This window comes from Fictibacillus phosphorivorans, assembly GCF_007673525.1.
In the GTDB taxonomy this organism is placed as follows: Bacteria; Bacillota; Bacilli; order Bacillales; family Fictibacillaceae; genus Fictibacillus; species Fictibacillus phosphorivorans_C.
In genome coordinates, this window is the sequence record NZ_VDZU01000001.1 from 2,825,981 (window position 1) to 2,844,914 (window position 18,934).

Consider the following 18,934-nt stretch of genomic DNA (forward strand, 5'->3'; position numbering starts at 1 on the left):
TTTCGGTCTTAGTCTAAGTAAAAACCACTATTTGTGGTTTTCAATTGATGATTCTCTTTTTATAAATGTCGTTTGCAGTACTTTATTCTTTTCTACTTCTTTTCCTTCCAACAGATTTGTAAGAAGTTTTGTCGCTTCAAACCCTAATTTATACCGATCTTGTGCAATCGTAGATAATGATGGCGTTGAATAAGCAGATAAGATAATGTTGTCAAATCCAACAACAGATAGATCTTTTGGAAGTGTTTTACCCATCTTTTTCGCTGCTCTTATTGCCCCCATCGCCATAAGGTCACTTGCACAAAACAATGCAGAAATCTCAGGATGTGCTTTTAATAGTTTGGTGGTTTCCCGTTCTGCTGTATCCTCCAAAAAAGCTCCGTTTACAACATAACTTTTGTTGAAAGGAATACCATTCTTCATCAAAGCCGCTTCGTAGCCAGCTAACCGTTCCCTGCTGACAAAAGCTTGACTATGCCCATTAATCATCGCAATATGTTTATGACCTAAATTCAGGAGATGTTCTACCGCTGTTTGTGCACCGTCTTTATTGTTGGTTGTTACATAGCCAACCGAATCACTTTCAATCGGAATATCAATAAGAATACAAGGAATATCACTTTTTAATACTTCGTCTAAGTACGGATCATCCGTTTTAATACCTTGTAAGATCACACCTTCTACTTTTCTTTCCTTGCATAACTGGTTATACGTTTTTTCCTGCTGTTTTTTAGAATCTGTACTGATCAAGACTAGTTCATATCCTAGTTCACCAGCACAGTCATTTACGCCGCAAAGTACTTCAAAGGTAAAATTATCCTTACTTCCTTCAATTCGAAGTCCAGATACGAGCAATCCAATGGTTTTTGTTTTTTTCATTACGAGACTTCGTGCTAGTAAACTAGGACTATAATTAAGTTCTTGAGCGATCACTTTTATTTTCTCTCTTGTTTTTTCATTTACATCAGAGTAGCCGTTCAGCGCTCTGGAAACGGTTGTTACAGATACTCCTGCTTTTTTTGCAACATCTCTTATGGTAGCCATATTTTATCCTCCAAAACGTTTTGGAACTGATTAGTAGTTATCTTAACGCTTTTTGATATCGCTTTCAAGTATTAGTTTTATAACATGCAAAAAACCCTGAGAGTAATCTTTCAAGACTACTTTCAGGGTTTCTTTTGCATCTACTTGTTTTCTTCTTCTTTTTCATGAGGAACTTCTTCTGTTGGAGTTACAGGTTCAGAAGTATGTTCAGCAACCCTTTCTTCTTTCCAAGATTCTTTTTCATTATGAATCTGGTGCAGCTTTTTCACTTGTCGCTGCAGCTGAATTACTTTAATCAGACCAAATAGTCCGACTGATAGGCCACCGATTACGGCTGATCCTAAAATGACGAGTACTAATGGCCAGTTGGCAGTTCCAAAGAGGTAGTTGATTTCTACATCACCAACGTTTATGACCGCGAACGTTGCTATGATTAGTGCGAAGATAAAACCAAATAACAGATACAATTGCATTTTCATTTTTATCACCTCATTGTTATCTATTCCCTCAATGAAAGGGAAATTCACCTAAATTTTTACGAAATTTTTTATGAAAGTTAAGCTGCTTTGATTTCGGGTATCCTTGTATTATAAGGAGGTGTTTCATTGACGATTAAAGCTTTTGTTTATGACGCATACGGAACACTTTTTGATGTACATTCCGTTACTGAAAAAGCCGAGTTTCATTTTAAAGGACATGGTAAATCGATCAGTGAAGAATGGCGAAAAAAACAAGTAGAGTACTTCATGCTTCACCAGCTAACTGGAACATACATTCCATTTTCCGAAATCACTCGCAATGCTCTTTTATATACTTTAAAAAAATTCTCTCTACAATGCAACGAAGAAGCACTTGTTTCTTTAACGGAGGCTTATCTAGAACTCCAAGTCTATGAAGAGGTACCCGGCTCTCTTCATAGCATTCAACAAAATAATATGAAGCAAGTTATTTTTTCTAATGGAACTTATAAAATGCTAAAGCCATTAGTTAAAAAAAGAGAACTAACTGATGTTATAGACCTATTATCGATTGAGGATGTTCAACAATATAAACCTGCACCTGCTGCCTATCAGTATGCTCAGGAGACGTTAGCTGTAAACCGTGAAGAAATTTTATTCATGAGTTCTAACTATTGGGACATAACGGGCGCAGCAGCATATGGATTTAAGACCGCATGGATCAATCGAGGAAATCTACCATTAGATGTTTTAGGTATTAAACCTCATTATATTTTTTCCTCTCTTAAAGATCTTGAGAACGAAAAAGAGCTGCACTCCTTATGAGTGCAGCTCTCATCTATTTTTCGTTTGGTTCCTAGAATTAACAATATAATCTGGTATCAAAAGAGTACCGATGAAGAATAAACTACCCCCACCTATCCGAATGATCCTCTCATGTTCAGAATCTATCGTTAAAGAGATTATCATGATTAGTGTTCCAATAATTACAAATGTAATCCCAAGATATCGATATTTCATTGTAATCTCCCTCAGATTGATTTTTTTAGTTAGTTTAAAAACTTCATAATGAATGACTTTTTGTCTTGCAATTCTTTTTCTTGTTTTTCAGTGGTAGGTATTTGCTCTCTTTCCACATTACGAATTTTTGGTTCTGCTTTGGATTCAGAATAGTTAATGTGAGTTACAAACCATCCTTTATCCTCTTTCTTTATACGAACCCATACATCTTTTTGACAATCTGCACAGGATTCCATTTTGTAGTAGTGAAGTCTGTAAATATATTCCTTACTGTTTATACGATATTCAAACTGATCTAACTCTTTAAATGAGTATGTAGGTTGTTCTTCTTTATTAGTTTCTGAAATAATATCCACGTATTTCATTTTTTCTGAATCGGAGAGTAATGTATATTGCATTGATTCATTATTTATTAACTTTGCCTCTCCCCACTGTCTAGCAATTCCTTGTGTCTCAACACTTTGATCATCTAGATCTACAACAAGAACGACCAGAAGACAAACGATCAAGAAAGTAAATATCATACGAAATGCATAGGTTGATTCCTTATCTTCTTTTAATTCCAATTTAAATTTAATTTTGTCTTCATTCATTTCGTACTCCAGGCTTCCTTTTATTAATCTCCACACTCACAACCGTTTTCCATGTTTCAGGTTTATGACACATCATAGCAGGAGTTAAATAGATTTCTTTATAACTACTTTTTAGCGAAAGGCTCTCTTCTTCGGCGAAATTCATTATCTCTTCCAGGGTTTCAATTGAGTTTCGATAGTGACCTCTATGTAACTTTTGAACACAAGTGAGCGACTCATTATAAATGAGTTGTAGTGTTGGAAGCTTCTTTCCTAATCTCTTTTCAACGTGAAAACATGCTTCTTCAAATAATTCTTTAGTTATACAATCAGGGACTTGCATCATTTGAGTTGTAATTGACCTACTGACATTTTTCTCATGCCAAAGAATCTCATGCGGCATTAAAGTAAATTTGTAACTTAACTTATTTTTCGTTAAATGTTTCAGCTGATTTACGACTTTCCAGACGATCCATTGCTCATCTTTCGGTTCTGGCCTACCTGCCCAATCCATGCGATAGGATGTGTTCATCTCTTGTGTAACATACTTCATGGGTGGAATTTCACGAACAGTAGCAGGTCCTTGATTCATCTTATAAATCTCAGGATGGATGTTTCGATGGTCATGAGTCATTAATTTCGTAGTCAGAGAAGACACCTCTCCTTCAATAATAATTGGAAAATAATGATAATAAAAGAATATCATAAATCAAACTGAATTTCTTTACAAAGGAGAGATAATTTTGAAGAAAAAAGGGTTTGTAGGTATTAGTATGTTTTTTCTTTCCTATGTGATTATCTTTATAATTTTGAACGCATACTCCTTAGCTACTACCCCGGAGAAACACACTGAATGGTTAGAAGAATACGGTTGGAAAAGAGACTTTTATTTTTCTCGAAAGCAAGCATTTACGATTCCTAGTCACTCTGAATCGCTAAATACCTATCAATCAGCTGATGTTCGTTTTAAAGGTTATGAGGATAATAATCTTGTTCAACATGTCTATCGGTTAAAAGAGAAATGTGGTAACCGTTATCTGGAGGCTGTCTTATTAACTAGTGATGACAAAATAGTTAATAGTTACATTAAAATGTCTCAAACGGATCCTGGCATTGTTAAGATGATGTATCGACCTCAGTTCATGGATAAAATTTGCAAATAAAAAAACACTCGTAACTCAAGAGCCACAAGTGTACTTTTTTTCTATTTACTTGCTTTTTCAACTTCATTTAGTCCGTTCTTTAACTGATTTGTATCAAGGTCTTCTCCAATAAAAACAAGTCTTAGCGGCATCTTCATCAATTCTTTTTCGTAAGTAGGCAAGCCATAAGAGTACTGAAAAAGATAAATTTGATTTTCTAACTGAATATACCCTTTGATTCTGTAGATCGATGAGGGTACATTTCTCAGCCAGTTTTCAAACAACTCTTTATTAACAGGTCCTTTAAACGAATAAATAAAAGTTTTGACATTCAATTTATCTGCGGAAATAGACTGGTGATCTGATCGCTTTTTTACGGAAAGTGAAAAAAGTTGAGACAGTTCTACCTTCGCAAAATCTGTTAACACAAATGGAGTGCCTTCATTCAACCTTGATGCGTCACTCGTAAGCATCATCTTCTCTTTCTCCGTCAAACCGCTTGTTTTGTTCCACACGATATAATCTGCGTGCTTAACCTGCTCAAGCATGAGCATTCTAGCCTGAACATTCATACTCTCTCGTTCCAGCCATCGAGGTGCGTCCATGATTGAAATGATACCTGCTATCTGTAAGTCGTCGATTAGAAAAGGTGACAAACAGGCATCAAGTACATCAATCGGATGAGCGACACCTGTTGCTTCAATAATTAACGTATCAAGCTCATTCTCTTTACATAGTCCCCAAAGCTGTTTTTCAAGTTGATCCGATAAAGAACAGCATATACAGCCGTTGAGAAGCTCTTTAAGCGGAACATCTTCTGGAACAGAATCAGAATCGATCGAAACTTTCCCAATCTCATTCATTAATACAGCTGTTTTATGCTTTTGTTCTTTTTCATATGACAGCAGCTGTTTGAGCAATGTCGTTTTTCCGCTTCCTAAAAATCCAGCTAGAATAATAACATTCGCTTTCTTTTTCATCTTACACCTCGAACTTCTTTTTTATAGATCTCATCAATTTCTCTATTTTAACACAAACAAAAAAACAGCCGTTTTACAGGCTGTTAACATTTAGTTTAGCTAATAATTTTTTTATAATATCAAGGCTTACTTCTTCCCAAAGGGCATGGTCAGTCGTAAACAAACTAGAGATTCGATCAGCAAAAAGCTTGAAGGCTTTTTCGTAACGTGGATCCTCTTTTGAAGGTATCTTCTTTTTGCGCTCTTCAACAATTTGCTGCAATTTCGGAGCACGTGGGCCCCACTTTACAACTTCTTTTCCCTTCTCATCAATAAAGATAATGATAGGAATTGATTTTGCTTTTGCTGTTAAGTATCGATCCATTAATTCCGGATGCTGGTCGCGTAAGATAAAGCGGATATCAATAAGTGCTTCATCTGCCATGCGCATAAAAACAGGAAGATTCAACATCGCATCACCACACCAATCTTCGGTAATCACGATCGCTCTCAACCGGTTTTTTTGGATGCCTTGCAACGCATCTTTCATAGGTTCAGGTAGCACGAATGAATTATATATCGTCAGCAAGTTTTCCTTGTGTGTTTTCATTGAATGGATATATGCATAGCGCGTCATGCCTTTATCAAACCATGTATTGAGGTCAGTCATCATCCTGTGTTCCTCCCTGTTTATCTTGTATTCTTATTTTAACCAAACAAGGGGGAGTTGTGGCAACGAAAATGCCTTACATTTATTTTTTTAGTTCTTTTAACCTGCTCTGAGCTTTTTCTGGAGTTGGGAAACAGCGAATAAAAGCAGGTATCTCTCATTCGGCGTTAACCGGAGCCAGTCCTTCGCTTTGTACTTCATACTGATTTCCACCTTTCACTAACATTTATCATGCCGTAACTATCTAATACCTCTTTTCACATAAAAGAAAACTTTTTTTCACACATAAGTTTTCGTCATTTAATGAGGAATTTCGCATTATTACTCGTAATTTCTTTTTTCTCCTATACTATTTCTCGAAAGAAGAAGGGTTTCTTTTCATAAAAATAAGGGAATGGATACGAAAACAGGGGAGGGGTTAAGTGGTTATGAAAATGCTGAGTGAAGATGTTAAAACTTTGTTTTTTACAGACGATGGGACGATTCCGAATCATCCTTCCTGGCCCGTTTTGTTATACGTAGGAAAATTAAAAGAACCTCAGGATGCATTAGACGTTTTTGAGCAAAACGGCTGGAGTAATGGTTGGAAGAATGGTGTCTTTGATTATCATCATTATCATAGCAATACTCATGAAGTTCTAGGTGTTATGAGCGGTGAGGCGGTTCTCCTTCTTGGAGGAGAAGATGGCGTTTCTGTTACTGTTTCAAAAGGGGATGTTATCGTGCTCCCTGCCGGTACCGGACATAAATGTATCGGATCCAGCACTGATTTTAAAGTAGCTGGAGCATACCCGAATGGAATGGACCACAACCTTAAAAAAGGTGAACCTGATGATCGACCAGCTGTATTAGATGATATTATGCTCGTTCCATTACCTGATAGAGATCCTCTCTTTGGAAGTGATGGCCCACTGTTGGAGTTGTGGAAAAGTTAAAGAATACATGTAGAGAGTGCCCTCCACAGTGAAGAGCACTCTTTTTTATCTATTCTTATTCTCTCTCCACCACGTCGAGCTAGATAAAAACTCTGAGCCAAGAGTAACTGTCTCACCAATCTGAGGCGTACATATTTGAACATTGGATAATATTGCAGCATTTACCGCCCGTTCTACAGGATCTGTCCAATCATGCAGTGATAGCGTAAAAGCACCCCAATGAATAGGAAGCATGACTTTGCCACTTACATCAAGGTGAGCTTGTACTGTTTCTTCAGGCATCATATGTATCGCAGCCCACTTCTCATGATATTGTCCACATTCCATTAAAGTGAGGTCAAAAGGTCCATACCGTTTCCCAATCTCTTTAAAGTGTGGTCCATATCCACTGTCCCCACTAAAATAAATGTTCGAATCCTTTCCTTGTATAATCCAAGAACACCAAAGGGTAGAATTACGATCCGATATGCTTCTTCCTGAAAAATGTCGTGCGGGGGAGCAGACTAATGAAATTCCTGAAAACTGTATCTCATCCCACCAGTTACATTCTTTTATGCGGTCTGGTTCCACTCCCCACCGCTTTAAATGTCCAGCAACGCCAAGCGGGACTGCAAAATTTTTCACTTTATGTTTAAGTTGTTTGATGGTTCCATAATCCAGATGGTCATAATGATCATGTGACAAAACCACTAGATCCACTTGGGGAAGTTCTTCAATTTTAAAAGGCAGTTCTTTGCTATAACGCTTGTTTCCAAACCAAGGAACAGGCGACGGTGCGGAGCCGAACATAGGATCGATTAGTATGCGTTTTCCGTCCATCTCTATCAATAATGCTGAATGTCCAAACCAAGTTACTCTTGTTTCTTGATTTGCTTCTTCAGGTAACTGAAACGAGTTTATAGGAATTGCTTTCTTAGGCTGACGATTAGGGTTTCCACTTAAAAATTCTTTTAATACAGGGAGCATAGAACGTAGATCCGTTGTCATCACGGTTTCTATCTGATTAGTAAAAACACCATCTTTATAGTTTTTTATTGTTTCATACGTGTTCACCTCTTGTTTTGAGGGCTTCTTACCAAAAACAGGATGAATCATCATAAATAAAAAAACAGCTGTTACGATTACAAGTAGAAAGCCTAATAAAACCATAGTTACGTTCCTCTCTATTTTACAGTAGTGCTCATATATTACTCCTTTTCAAATCATAGAAGCAACTTTCTAGTTGGTTACTTACGACAAAAAAGCTGATTCATGTGAATATACTAGATCTCACAAAATCAGCTTTTAATCAATCTATTCATTTAAGCACTTTCCTTTTCCTTTTTCTTCACTGCTTTCTTTCGCTTTCTTTTCTTTTTCTTTTGAAGCTCTTCTTCTTTTGCTCTGTTCTTTGCACGTCTTCTCATCTCTTCATAAATTCTAATACAAAGAGTTGCAAAGCTGATCAACAACGCAATAATTTTATACGCCATCCCCATACACGCCCTTTCTTCCTAAGAAACGGGGCAAATATTTATGATTCTGACTCTTTCGCTGCAGCCGTTTCAATAGGAGTTCTCATCGCTCTTAAATTCTCCTGATCGCAAACTGCTTTTTCTTGTGCATTTAATACTAACAAACCATTTCCTTCTGCTTTCTTTGTTAGTCCGATACTTAGCGTATTTTTTACCAATTGAGCATAGACCTCTGCTTCTGAAAGTTCACGACCAAACAATTTTTCTTCTCGTTCAATCAGTAATGCTGCTGCTCCCGATACATGAGGCGTCGCCATAGAAGTTCCAGATAACTTTGCATATTTATTTCCTGGATAAGTAGAAACAACATCAACGCCCGGAGCAACCAGGTCAATCTCATCATTGGTGTTTGAAAACGGAGCAAGTTTCATTTTAGCATCCACTGCACCTACTTGAACGACTTCTTTATACGCGCCGGGATAAGCATGCTCATTCGTATTTTCCTTATTATCCCCTTCGTTACCTGCTGCACAGACTACAAGCACATCTTCCAATACGGCTCTTTGAATCGCTTCATGTAGCTCAGGTACATCTGTCGGTCCACCAAGTGACATAGAGATCACACGCACTCTCTCACCATTTTCCCCTCTCCATTTAACGGAGTAGTCAATAGCATCGATGATTCCTTGATACGATCCGCCTCCATCTTTTCCAAGAACTCTACAGATTAAGAGTTTCACATCTGGTGCTACACCCGCTACACCGGCATTGTTTAAAGTAGCTGCGATCGTACCTGCCACATGTGTCCCATGATAATGCGCATCTTGATAATCATCTTCATCCCCATCTACAAAATTCCGACCACCAACGATTCGTTCAGCAAGCTCCGGATGGCTTGCATCACATCCGGTATCTAGTACGGCAACAACTACGCTCTGCCCCTTTTCACCATCACGCCAAAACGCAGGTGCATTGATCATCTCGACTCCGTATGGAATCTCTTCTTTTGATTCTTCTATTACTTCTTCTAACACAAACGGGATCAAACAGACTTCACTCATCATCTTTACCTCCTTTTATTTTTAAAAGAATTTTTTGTAAAGTATGTGACTGTTGAAGAGACAAATGGAAGCGTGAACCTCCTTTCTTATAGGATGTAAGACTTGTAAGAAATGAAGATTCTAGTTGTAGAACTTAATACTATTCTACCAAACTGTTAAAACTTACCACAAGTCCCGTCTTTAAAATGAGCTATTAAGTCTACATCGACATTTTACGCAATGCGAACATATGTCCTTATCCTTAAATTCCAACACCTTTCGACAAAGTTTGTTAGTTCAATTAAACTATTGCAAACAAAAACTCCCAAGACTAGAACAGATCTAGTCTCGGGAGCTTGTAAATATAAAGAATAGATTAGTAGCGAACTGCGTCTGCCGCGTTTACACGACCTTTAGAGTAATAAGATCCTGTTCCTGAGATAGGATCTGCTGTGTTCTCGATTGCAGCACGGATATTAGAAGCACTTCTTCCTTGTGAAGCAAGTAAGCCTGCAATACCTGCTACTAGAGGACAAGCCATTGATGTACCAGACATGTAAGCATATCCACCATTACGTACAGTAGAAGCGATGTCTACACCAGGAGCAGCAACATCAACCCAAGATCCATAGTTAGAGAATGAAGCACGAAGGTCATTACGGTCAGTTGCAGCTACTGCAATGGCACCTGAATAATAAGCTGGATAGCTCGGTGCAGAAGTGTTCTCGTTACCAGCTGCGGCAACTACAACTACTCCTTTAGAAACGGCATAGTTTACAGCGTTTTGTAATGAAGTAGCAGATCCAGGTCCGCCAAGGCTAAGTGAAACTACTTTTGCTCCGTTATCTACAGCATGATAGATTCCGTTAGCTACATCATCAAGAGATCCGCTTCCGTTCGCATCTAGTACACGAACAGCATAGATGGATACGTTTGGTGCCATTCCCGCGATACCTCTCGCGTTATTCGTTGCAGCTGCTGCAATACCTGCAGCATGTGTTCCATGATCATTTTGATCCATTGGATCCCAATCATCACTTACATAGTCATATCCTTTAATTACTTTACCTGCTAGATCAGGGTGATTATAATCAACCCCTGTATCGATGATTGCAATTTTTGTAGTAGATGAACCGCGTGTGATGTCCCAAGCTGATTGAGCACTTACTTTTTGAGGTGCATATTGCACTCCATTTGAGAAATACGTGTCATTTGGAGTCCAGCTCGCATGGTATGTATAGTTTGGCTCTGCATACTCTACATCTCCACTCGCTTCATATTCTGCAATGGCTGCATCTACGTTTCCATCTTTAACTTTAATGACATGAAACTTAGATCCTTTTTCTTTTACTTCATCTTTCCCTTTTACTGCTAATGATTTTACTTTTGACTCTGACACGTTGTCTTTAAATTTTACGATAATTTCTTGAGGTGTAACATTTGCTTTCACCTCTGTACTTTTCGCTGCTGCCGCTGGTGTTGCAAGAGAAACAACTAAAGGTAAAACCGCTGCCATTGTGGCAATCTTCTTAATCATTTACTTCACTCCTCTAATTTGGTGTTGAACTACAATTTCTAATATAGAGCCCAATTTACAGAAAATAAAGAAGAATTTTACTATTCTAACAAAAACAAATATAAACTACTAATTTTTAAAAGTTTTAACTTAAAATAGGAATAAAGTCATTAATCCAGCTATCATTTTATTACTTCTTTCCTCATCTAGACGTAGATATGACCTAGTATTGGGACTGGTTTTTTGAGAATCAAATAACTAAAGAGTTTAAAATTTTCAGCAAGAGGAATAGCTAAAGAAGAAACATATAATGGAGGGATGTTCATGCTACAAACAGGAGACACGGCACCTGACTTTACGATTAAATCTGAAAATGGAGAATCTTTCTCACTTCATAACCACCTTGAAAACGATAATCGATTTCACTTACTTGTTTTTTTCAGAGGAGAATGGTGCCCCGTATGTAACGATCAATTGAAAGAGTTAGAGCAAAATATTGAAACATTTAATGAATTGAATACTCACATCTTAGCGATTTCTACTGATGAGGAACAAAATTTGAAGAAAATGAAAGAAAAACACGCTCTTTCTTTTCCGGTCTTTAGTGATATAGAAAGAGTTGCTGGAGAACCTTATGGCGTTCAATACCATAACGGAAAACTATATGACGATCATGGTGAACATGGAGAACCAGCATTATTTTTAGTAGATAATCAAAAAAGAGTTGTCTATTTTGATATTCAAACAGGACCATTTGGAAGACCTACTGCTGAAGATCTAAGAAAGACAATCAAATATATTAAAAAAACATTAAGATAAAACAAGACGACGAAATCAGGTGTTTCCCTGACTTCGTCGTCTTTTACCTTAAGACTGATGAAACAGCCAACTTAATCTTCTTCTATTCCTACAAAATATTCGTTCTTCCGATAAGATAGAGCACTTACATGAGCAAGGAGCTCTTTATCATTTTCCACGCTCACTTCATACCAAGAGGTCCGATGATTACGTTTAATCTCTGTTGCTCTTGCCGTCACCTTATCCCCTCTTTGGCATGCAGCAAGATACCCAATAGTAACAGAAAGTCCCACTGATGTTTTTCCATAGGAATTACATGCTACAGCAAAGACAAAATCAGCGATAGCAAATAATGCAGCTCCATGTGCTGTTCCATGAGCATTTAGCATATTTTCAGTGATTGTCATCTGTGCTTCTGCTGTACCTGGACCCACTTCTAATAATTCGATACCTAACCATTTTGCAAAAGTGTCATTTTGGAGCTTTTCCTTTATCTCCTCTCTATACTGAATATGCACATCATGATCGTCTCTTATTGTTTTCATATTTCTCACCTCACTATAAGACATTCTGGGTTCAACAAATATTCACCTTCTTGCATATATAAGGATTGATACTTCACATTCTATACGAATACATTTAAAATAAAGTAACTAAACATATAAGAAAGGTCGGATTAATATGTCTCACTCTTCTGTTTCTATTCCAAGACCTTTAGTTCGAACAAATCAGTGGTTCATTTTTTTATCTACACTAGCTACTTGGCTAACTGGTCAACCATGGTTCTTATTACTTCCTTTAGTTGCCGGTCTTCTAGGAATGTTTTTTGATTACAATCCCATAATGAAAGCTGCTGCATTCTTTTTAAAAAAGAAACCTTCTGCGTACATTCCAGAGGATAAGGACCAGCAGAAGTTTAATCAGTTGATTGCGATCTCGCTTCTTGCAGTAGGTTTTCTGAGTTATATATTAGGTTGGAGTACTGTAGCATGGATTGCTACAATCATGGTTGCAACAGCTTCTTTTGTAGCGATACTCGGCTTTTGTATCGGATGTTTTATTAGGTTCAGATGGCAGCAATATCGTTACAAGAGAACTCAAGACTCAAACTAAAAAACACAAAAAACCATTGGCATTTAAAGGCGAATGGTTTTTCTTAATTTTATTGCTTCAAATACTAAGTATTGCCTTGCATGAGTAGTTTCCTTACCACCTTCAAAATCAGCTATAACCTTAACCTCTGAAAGCCCAACATCCTTTAATATCATTTTCATTTCTTCAATGCACACCATCGAGTTGCAAAGCGTTTGAGCTCAGTTTGAATCAGACTTCCTTATTTTATTTTTTATTTTACTTAAAAATGAGTGAGTACTCACTTGACCGTTATCATCTCACTAACATATGATAGTGATAATGAGTGAGTACTCACTAAATTTTCGAAGGAGGCTTAATATGGGATCTGTTATTAAAGTAGCTAATGTTTCTAAGAATTATCGGTCTCATCAAGTATTGAAGAACATCGGCCTAACCGTAAACAAAAATGAGATCTATGGATTGTTGGGTCCTTCAGGAGCTGGAAAAACAACATTAGTTAAAATGATCGCGGGGATCGAGATTCCCACTTCTGGCAGTATAAGTGTTCTTGATTCATCCATGCCTAATCTTAAAATCATGACCCAAATTGGGTTTATGGCTCAATCTGACGCTCTTTACGGAGAATTAAGCGGAAGGGAAAACCTAGAATTCTTCTCATCCATTTATGGTCTAAAAGGACAAAAACAAAAAGAAAGGATTCATCAGGTTACTGAGCTCGTGAACCTTTCAAGCTTTCTACAAAAACCAGTCAATCAATATTCCGGCGGCATGAAACGAAGATTATCTTTAGCTGCTGCACTCTTACATGAACCACAGATCCTCATTCTTGATGAACCTACTGTAGGAATTGATCCCGTGCTCCGGCAATCGATATGGGATGAACTTTATAAGTTAAGTAAGAGCGGAACTACGATTCTAGTTACGACACATGTAATGGATGAAGCTGAGAAATGCGGTCAGCTGGGAATGCTTCGTGATGGAAAGCTAATTGCCTCTGGAACACCACAAGAATTAAAGAATTTTACATCAAGTACTTCAATTGAAGACGCATTTCTCTATTTTGGAGGTGTCCATCGTGAGAATTAAAGCATTAGTCATTAGGATTATCAGACAATTCATAAGGGACAAACGCACACTTGCCATGATGTTTATTGCCCCTCTTCTCATATTAACGCTTGTGAATCTCGTTTTCTCAAGCAATGATTATGAACCTAAAATCGGGGTTGTAAGTGATCAAAAAATTGTAGACCTACTGAGATCGTCAGATAATGCTTTCTTCGCTTATCAAAATGCGTCAATAGCTCACCAAGATTTAGCAGATGAAAAACTTGATGCTGTTCTTGAAGTTACATTACCTTCTACTTCCATTACACTAGAAGGAAGTAATCCTACAGCAAACAAGTCTTCGATTACAACGATTGAAAAAGCCTTGAGATCACTTCCGAATCAAGACACTGAAAAAACAAAAAACGCCCCCGAAATCAATTATTTGCATGGTTCTGCTGATATGGAAACTTTTGACTATATCGGCCCGTTCTTGATCGGATTTTTCATTTTCTTTTTCGTATTCTTAATCTCTGGGGTATCATTTTTACGCGAAAGAACGACTGGAACACTTGAGCGGCTGCTCGCTACGCCGATGCGTAGATGGGAGATGGTAGTTGGATATGTAATAGGCTTTGGCATTTTCACCATTTTACAATCGGCTATCATCGTTTCCTTTGCGATCTATATTCTTGATATCATGATGGCTGGGTCTATTTGGTTAGTTATTTTAATTACACTCATGCTTGCGATAACCGCACTTTCACTTGGAACTTTGCTTTCTGCTTTTGCCACCAATGAACTACAGATGATTCAGTTCATCCCGCTTGTCGTTGTGCCTCAAGTATTTTTCTCAGGTTTGTTTTCTATTGAAACGATGGCAGAATGGCTTAAGCCTTTAAGCATTATTATGCCCTTAACATACGGAGGAGAAGCGATTCGGGATGTTATGATTCAAGGTGACGGGTGGAATGATATATACGGAAACGTTCTTGTCCTTATTGGTTTCTCCCTTTTATTTATGATACTAAATGTACTCGCGTTGAAAAAACACCGCAAACTCTAAGGTATAGCGTTTGTACTACCTATCAATAGTGTCTATAATGAAGAAAATGTACGATTATAAAAGGAGTAGCTGTAATGTCCAATTCCGAGTGGATTCATGACCTAATTAACGAACACGATGCTCCCACAATGAGCGATAAACAGCGAAAGATTCTTGAAGCTGCCATCGATACTTTCTCAGAAAAAGGATATGCCGCTTCTTCTACGAGTGAGATCGCAAAAAAAGCAGGGGTTGCTGAAGGTACAATTTTTCGTCATTTCAAAACGAAAAAAGAGCTATTGCTTGCCATCGTGACACCAACTGTCGCTAAATTCGTTGCGCCTTTCTTCATAAAGTCTTTTGCAAAAGAAGTATTCGAGAACGAATATGAACACTATGAAGATTTTATAAGAGTCGTTGCTAAAAACAGACTGGAATTCGTTCGAAAACAGTTTCCTGTCTTAAAAATATTCATTCAAGAGATCGCTTTTCATGATGAATTACGTGAACCGTTCCAAAAACTTTTCACTGAACATGTGTATCAAAAGTTCAAGAAGGTCATCGAGCATTTCCAAGAAAAAGGAGAGATTGTTTCTCTTCCTCCGGAAACGATTATGCGCATGACAGCATCTAGTATCATAGGGTATATCTTGCCACGTTTTCTTCTTTTTTCGGATAAAGAGTGGGATGACGAAAAAGAAATTGATCAGATCGTAGCGTTTATCATGTATGGTCTTACAGGAAAACAATAACGAAAAAACAGAACCCGCTTTTTAAAAAGCGGGTTCTGTTTTTATTCGACTAGGATTTGGGGTTCAGGGGTAAAGTGAGAAAGTTGAACCTTCGTATCAGTAGTTGTCGGTGACATCACTTTAGCTGCAGGACTAAAAGCAATGAATAAACAAATGATGACAAATATATTCACTTTCTTCATATACTCACCTCCCTACTATTTCCTTTATGTTCACATTATTTCTGGATTCACCATATACATTACCCGAGAACCTCTCATCCTCAAGCCTGTTTTTTTGGCGTGATCGGCTTTAATGTGCTTTTTTCACTTAATAGGATGATGAACAAGCAAACAGCAAGTATTAAAAATATCACGCCAGATCCCATAAACCCATTAGCATAGGATAGTATATCTTCAGTAGGAACACTCTCATTGATCTCTATCCCTAAAAAATATACACCGATTCCATCACCGTCCACGGAGTGTTTTGCAATCTCTCTTAAGTTCAGTCCTTGCGTTAACAATAAAATGCCTATTATAGAAAACAGGATTCCTATTACCCATCTCATCTTTCAATCTCTGAAAAAGCTTCTTTTTGTAAAGCTTTAAATCTCGGACTCAGAACACTCCAAACATCAAAAAGATTCCCTTCTAGATCAGAAAAAACAAAATTCTTACCAGTATGTCCTCGATCTTCAATATCACCTGTTTGAATGCCCTGTTCTTTAAATTCAGTATGCAACGTATACAAATCTTCCAACCCGTCTACTTCAAACGTTAAAGAAAACCTTTTGTTTCCGTTATAGTCAGTAAAGTTTGAAGTCTCACCTTCTAATGATCGCACAAGAAAAAAACTTTGGTCTGCTAGATTAAGAATGGCTTTTTCATCATCACCATAACTTATCCTTGCCCCAAGCTTTTCTGCGTACCATTTAGCAGAATGTTCTACATCCTTAACAGGCACATAAGTCGTACCAACACGAATTAACTTTTCACTCAAGGACATTCCCTCCTCATGACATTGAATTAATTATATAAAAATTTCTTCTAATAAAAGAAAAATCCTCCATAAAAACAAGGGAACTTAGTTAAATAAAGAGAAATAGTACAGGAATAAAGTAGCGGGAGAGTGAATACTTCATGAATGAATATCAATTTAAGAATACAATCCCTGTCCTTCGAATATTTGATGAAAATAAGGCAAGGGAATTCTACATAGATTTCCTTGGATTCTCGATAGATTGGGAACATCGTTACGAAGAAGATTTTCCAATTTATATGCAGGTTTCACTTGGGGATTGCTCCCTACATCTGTCTGAGCATCATGGTGATTCAAGTCCTGGAATTAAACTAAGGGTACACGTTGAAGGTATCCAAGCCTACCATCAATTCTTGGCTGAAAAAAATTATAAATTTGCTAGACCAGGACTAGAAGAGGCACATGGCTTTAAAGAAGTTAGAGTTGGTGATCCGTTCGGAAACGAATTTTGTTTTGTTGAAAAGATTGAATCTCTAAAGTCTTTGTAAGCAAACGAATAAAAGACACCTGTAGTTATCCAGGTGTCTTTTATACTTTATTCTAGCGCTCTTTTTGCTAACGTATTAATAACCATATCATCCATCGGAGGGTTATGAAGTCCTGCTCGAACATCACGATAATGTCTTTGTAAGGGGTTAGACATAGCTAAACTTCTTGCTCCAACAATCCGCATAGCTAGATCGACCACTCTTGCTGCTGCATTTGTTACGATGTGTTTTACTGCCATTAATTCTGGACCCATTTGCATTCTAAAATGAGGTTCATTTACCCATCTATGTGCAACACTGTACAATACTTCTCTTGCATGTAAGAGCTCTAGCTCCATCTCTCCAACTTTTCGTTGCACTTCTGGCACCTCTCCAATCGGTCCTGGCAAACTATTTGGTTGATACGTTTTCGCAAATTGAACGGCTTCATTGCGAGCTGCAACCGCAACACCGATGTAACATGCTGGTATGTGAAGCAGCCATGCTTTTGGGAGTTCGCTCTTGCCTCGATCTTGTTCGACTAGTGCATTGTTACTCACTTTTACATCCTTCAAGATAAGATCATCACTTCGGGTTCCGCGCATCGCTACTGTGTCCCACGTTTCTTCAATCGACACACCTTCAGATTTCATAGAGATCATGAAATTCCCTTTTTTACCTGTATCTCCAATCTGTGCTGAAACAATCACATAATCGAGCGCAGGTGCCATGGAAGTGAAGGTTTTCCTACCATTGATAATCCACTCATTCCCTTTTTGAACGGCAGTTGTTTGCGGCATTCCTCCGCGAGTAGGACTTCCTGTTGCCGGCTCCGTTGCTGCCCTGTTAACTAAAATTTGTTCATACACTACTTTTTCACACAACGTCTTAAAAGTTTCTTCATCCCAAGTCCGCTCTTCAGCAAGTTCTAAAAAACAGCCGAGGTGCCATCCGAGACACAACGCAGTAGCAGCGTCACCCGTCGCGATCCTTTCTTGTAAAAGAACAAATTCATACAAACTTAACCCTTCTCCTCCAAATTCAGTTGGAACAGTTAGAGATAAGTACCCCGCTTGTTTTAATTCATCAACATTTTCAAATGGAAATTCACCTTTTTGATCATATGTGTCCGCTCTCTTAGCAAATCCACCTGCGAGCGTATCAATCTTATCAAACCATTCTCGTTGTTTCTCTGTTTTTATATACGTTTCATATAGATAATCCACCTGACGACAATCCCTTCTTAACAAATCAGAACAGTATGGTTTTAAGATATAGTGTATGCCTTTTTCATAAAAAACGGCAAGGTAAAAGCCCTATCAATGTAATTAACAAAAACTGCTCTCTTAAAAGGTACTATATAGGAGGAAAAAAATATTGATTACACATTTACAAGAACACATGTTCGTGTTATGATAAATTCAGGTTAGATATTCCAACGACTAACCTCCCCACCAGTTAGAGACCGGCTTACCAGCCGGTCGTATTTTTTCTATCTATTACGTTGACTTTTTTCTTAAGTATTGAATAATATCCATTCTACGAATAATGCCGATAAATACCTCGTTGTCATCAACTACAGGCACAAAGTTTTGTACTTCAACTAGTATCATTAAATCTTCCATCTCTGCATCTATATGCACAGGCTGATAATCTCTATTCACCTTCATATCTTTGATATAATGGTGATTGCACGTTTGAAAAGTAAGACCTTCTGTATTCTTAATTTTCCATAACAAATCACCTTCTGTGATTGTTTTAATATATCGTCCGTTTTCATCGACTACAGGGACTGCTGTATATCGATGGTGTTCCATCTTTTCAAGAGTCTGCCTGACTGTTGATGCCGCTTGTATACAAACCACTTCACTTTTTGGTAAAAGAAAAAATGCTATATTCATTT

General features: G+C 37.6%; 27 protein-coding genes. 9 read left to right on the plus strand and 18 right to left on the minus strand.

Annotated features, from left to right (window positions below):
- Positions 1-27: 27 nt before the first annotated feature.
- Entirely contained in the window at positions 28-1,044 is a 1,017-nt protein-coding gene (locus tag FS458_RS14130; RefSeq protein ID WP_144701517.1) for a LacI family DNA-binding transcriptional regulator, read from the minus strand.
- 140 nt (positions 1,045-1,184) lie between these two features.
- Positions 1,185-1,523, minus strand: a complete 339-nt coding sequence (locus FS458_RS14135) for a LapA family protein (protein ID WP_144701520.1) — start codon at positions 1,521-1,523, stop codon at positions 1,185-1,187.
- A gap of 126 nt (positions 1,524-1,649) precedes the next feature.
- On the opposite strand from FS458_RS14135, the gene FS458_RS14140 reads away from it, so the two are divergent.
- On the plus strand, positions 1,650-2,327 hold the full coding sequence (locus FS458_RS14140) for a haloacid dehalogenase type II (RefSeq protein ID WP_144701523.1): 678 nt from the start codon (positions 1,650-1,652) through the stop codon (positions 2,325-2,327).
- A gap of 9 nt (positions 2,328-2,336) precedes the next feature.
- On the opposite strand, the gene FS458_RS14145 is transcribed toward FS458_RS14140, so the two are convergent.
- From FS458_RS14145 to FS458_RS14155, 3 genes are read right to left on the minus strand one after another with little or no spacing between them, the layout of a single operon-like run.
- Positions 2,337-2,522 carry a hypothetical protein gene (locus FS458_RS14145; RefSeq protein ID WP_144701527.1) on the minus strand — a complete coding sequence of 62 codons (186 nt, stop codon included), beginning with the start codon at positions 2,520-2,522 and terminating at the stop codon, positions 2,337-2,339.
- Positions 2,523-2,551: 29 nt separating this feature from the next.
- Positions 2,552-3,115, minus strand: a complete 564-nt coding sequence (locus FS458_RS14150) for a hypothetical protein (protein ID WP_144701530.1) — start codon at positions 3,113-3,115, stop codon at positions 2,552-2,554.
- Positions 3,108-3,752, minus strand: coding sequence for a hypothetical protein (locus FS458_RS14155; RefSeq protein ID WP_144701532.1), 645 nt, complete (start codon positions 3,750-3,752; stop codon positions 3,108-3,110). The genes FS458_RS14150 and FS458_RS14155 overlap by 8 nt, the downstream gene beginning before the upstream one ends.
- Before the next feature lie 85 nt (positions 3,753-3,837).
- Here FS458_RS14155 and FS458_RS14160 point away from each other — a divergent pair, with 85 nt between their 5' ends.
- Positions 3,838-4,257: a DUF4830 domain-containing protein gene (locus FS458_RS14160; protein WP_144701535.1), complete on the plus strand. Its 420-nt coding sequence runs from the start codon at positions 3,838-3,840 to the stop codon at positions 4,255-4,257.
- Positions 4,258-4,298: 41 nt separating this feature from the next.
- Here the strand turns inward: FS458_RS14160 and FS458_RS14165 are convergent, their stop codons facing one another.
- Together FS458_RS14165 and FS458_RS14170 are read right to left on the minus strand one after the other, a co-directional pair.
- On the minus strand, positions 4,299-5,216 hold the full coding sequence (locus FS458_RS14165; RefSeq protein WP_144701538.1) for a CobW family GTP-binding protein: 918 nt from the start codon (positions 5,214-5,216) through the stop codon (positions 4,299-4,301).
- Between the two features lie 73 nt (positions 5,217-5,289).
- Positions 5,290-5,868: a thioredoxin family protein gene (locus FS458_RS14170; protein ID WP_231607455.1), complete on the minus strand. Its 579-nt coding sequence runs from the start codon at positions 5,866-5,868 to the stop codon at positions 5,290-5,292.
- Between the two features lie 425 nt (positions 5,869-6,293).
- Here FS458_RS14170 and FS458_RS14175 point away from each other — a divergent pair, with 425 nt between their 5' ends.
- A complete protein-coding gene (locus FS458_RS14175) occupies positions 6,294-6,800 on the plus strand; it encodes a cupin domain-containing protein (RefSeq protein WP_313957528.1) in 507 nt (168 codons plus the stop codon).
- A 45-nt stretch (positions 6,801-6,845) separates the two neighbouring features.
- Here the strand turns inward: FS458_RS14175 and FS458_RS14180 are convergent, their stop codons facing one another.
- The 4 genes from FS458_RS14180 to FS458_RS14190 form a co-directional block, all read right to left on the minus strand.
- On the minus strand, positions 6,846-7,949 hold the full coding sequence (locus FS458_RS14180; protein ID WP_144701541.1) for an MBL fold metallo-hydrolase: 1,104 nt from the start codon (positions 7,947-7,949) through the stop codon (positions 6,846-6,848).
- Positions 7,950-8,101: 152 nt separating this feature from the next.
- Positions 8,102-8,272, minus strand: a complete 171-nt coding sequence (locus tag FS458_RS20765; RefSeq protein WP_153238849.1) for a hypothetical protein — start codon at positions 8,270-8,272, stop codon at positions 8,102-8,104.
- Positions 8,273-8,313: 41 nt separating this feature from the next.
- Positions 8,314-9,315, minus strand: a complete 1,002-nt coding sequence (locus FS458_RS14185; protein WP_144703627.1) for a S8 family peptidase — start codon at positions 9,313-9,315, stop codon at positions 8,314-8,316.
- Positions 9,316-9,670: 355 nt separating this feature from the next.
- Positions 9,671-10,831 carry a S8 family peptidase gene (locus FS458_RS14190; RefSeq protein ID WP_144701544.1) on the minus strand — a complete coding sequence of 387 codons (1,161 nt, stop codon included), beginning with the start codon at positions 10,829-10,831 and terminating at the stop codon, positions 9,671-9,673.
- Positions 10,832-11,134: 303 nt separating this feature from the next.
- On the opposite strand from FS458_RS14190, the gene FS458_RS14195 reads away from it, so the two are divergent.
- Entirely contained in the window at positions 11,135-11,629 is a 495-nt protein-coding gene (locus FS458_RS14195; RefSeq protein WP_186320561.1) for a peroxiredoxin family protein, read from the plus strand.
- Between the two features lie 71 nt (positions 11,630-11,700).
- Here FS458_RS14195 and FS458_RS14200 read toward each other — a convergent pair whose 3' ends face one another.
- A complete protein-coding gene (locus FS458_RS14200; RefSeq protein WP_144701550.1) occupies positions 11,701-12,153 on the minus strand; it encodes a hotdog fold thioesterase in 453 nt (150 codons plus the stop codon).
- A gap of 136 nt (positions 12,154-12,289) precedes the next feature.
- On the opposite strand from FS458_RS14200, the gene FS458_RS14205 reads away from it, so the two are divergent.
- Positions 12,290-12,721, plus strand: coding sequence for a DUF4395 domain-containing protein (locus tag FS458_RS14205; protein WP_144701553.1), 432 nt, complete (start codon positions 12,290-12,292; stop codon positions 12,719-12,721).
- Positions 12,722-12,744: 23 nt separating this feature from the next.
- Here the strand turns inward: FS458_RS14205 and FS458_RS20770 are convergent, their stop codons facing one another.
- A complete protein-coding gene (locus FS458_RS20770; protein ID WP_186320562.1) occupies positions 12,745-12,882 on the minus strand; it encodes a hypothetical protein in 138 nt (45 codons plus the stop codon).
- A 178-nt stretch (positions 12,883-13,060) separates the two neighbouring features.
- Here FS458_RS20770 and FS458_RS14210 point away from each other — a divergent pair, with 178 nt between their 5' ends.
- The 3 genes from FS458_RS14210 (at position 13,061) to FS458_RS14220 (ending at position 15,544) form a co-directional block, all read left to right on the plus strand.
- A complete protein-coding gene (locus FS458_RS14210; protein ID WP_144701556.1) occupies positions 13,061-13,789 on the plus strand; it encodes an ABC transporter ATP-binding protein in 729 nt (242 codons plus the stop codon).
- Entirely contained in the window at positions 13,779-14,813 is a 1,035-nt protein-coding gene (locus FS458_RS14215; RefSeq protein ID WP_144701559.1) for an ABC transporter permease, read from the plus strand. Before FS458_RS14210 ends, FS458_RS14215 begins: the two co-directional genes overlap by 11 nt.
- A gap of 74 nt (positions 14,814-14,887) precedes the next feature.
- The gene (locus tag FS458_RS14220; protein ID WP_144701562.1) at positions 14,888-15,544 is read left to right on the plus strand and encodes a TetR/AcrR family transcriptional regulator; all 657 of its coding nucleotides are present in this window, start codon (positions 14,888-14,890) and stop codon (positions 15,542-15,544) included.
- A gap of 41 nt (positions 15,545-15,585) precedes the next feature.
- On the opposite strand, the gene FS458_RS20775 is transcribed toward FS458_RS14220, so the two are convergent.
- The 3 genes from FS458_RS20775 to FS458_RS14230 form a co-directional block, all read right to left on the minus strand.
- Entirely contained in the window at positions 15,586-15,726 is a 141-nt protein-coding gene (locus tag FS458_RS20775) for a hypothetical protein (protein ID WP_186320563.1), read from the minus strand.
- A gap of 80 nt (positions 15,727-15,806) precedes the next feature.
- Positions 15,807-16,094 carry a hypothetical protein gene (locus FS458_RS14225; protein ID WP_144701565.1) on the minus strand — a complete coding sequence of 96 codons (288 nt, stop codon included), beginning with the start codon at positions 16,092-16,094 and terminating at the stop codon, positions 15,807-15,809.
- A complete protein-coding gene (locus tag FS458_RS14230) occupies positions 16,091-16,525 on the minus strand; it encodes a VOC family protein (protein ID WP_144701568.1) in 435 nt (144 codons plus the stop codon). The genes FS458_RS14225 and FS458_RS14230 overlap by 4 nt, the downstream gene beginning before the upstream one ends.
- Before the next feature lie 140 nt (positions 16,526-16,665).
- On the opposite strand from FS458_RS14230, the gene FS458_RS14235 reads away from it, so the two are divergent.
- Positions 16,666-17,052, plus strand: coding sequence for a glyoxalase superfamily protein (locus tag FS458_RS14235; RefSeq protein WP_144701571.1), 387 nt, complete (start codon positions 16,666-16,668; stop codon positions 17,050-17,052).
- Positions 17,053-17,099: 47 nt separating this feature from the next.
- Here FS458_RS14235 and FS458_RS14240 read toward each other — a convergent pair whose 3' ends face one another.
- Entirely contained in the window at positions 17,100-18,257 is a 1,158-nt protein-coding gene (locus tag FS458_RS14240; protein ID WP_144701574.1) for an acyl-CoA dehydrogenase family protein, read from the minus strand.
- A gap of 273 nt (positions 18,258-18,530) precedes the next feature.
- Positions 18,531-18,932 carry a CBS domain-containing protein gene (locus FS458_RS14245; RefSeq protein WP_144701577.1) on the minus strand — a complete coding sequence of 134 codons (402 nt, stop codon included), beginning with the start codon at positions 18,930-18,932 and terminating at the stop codon, positions 18,531-18,533.
- Positions 18,933-18,934: the final 2 nt, after the last annotated feature.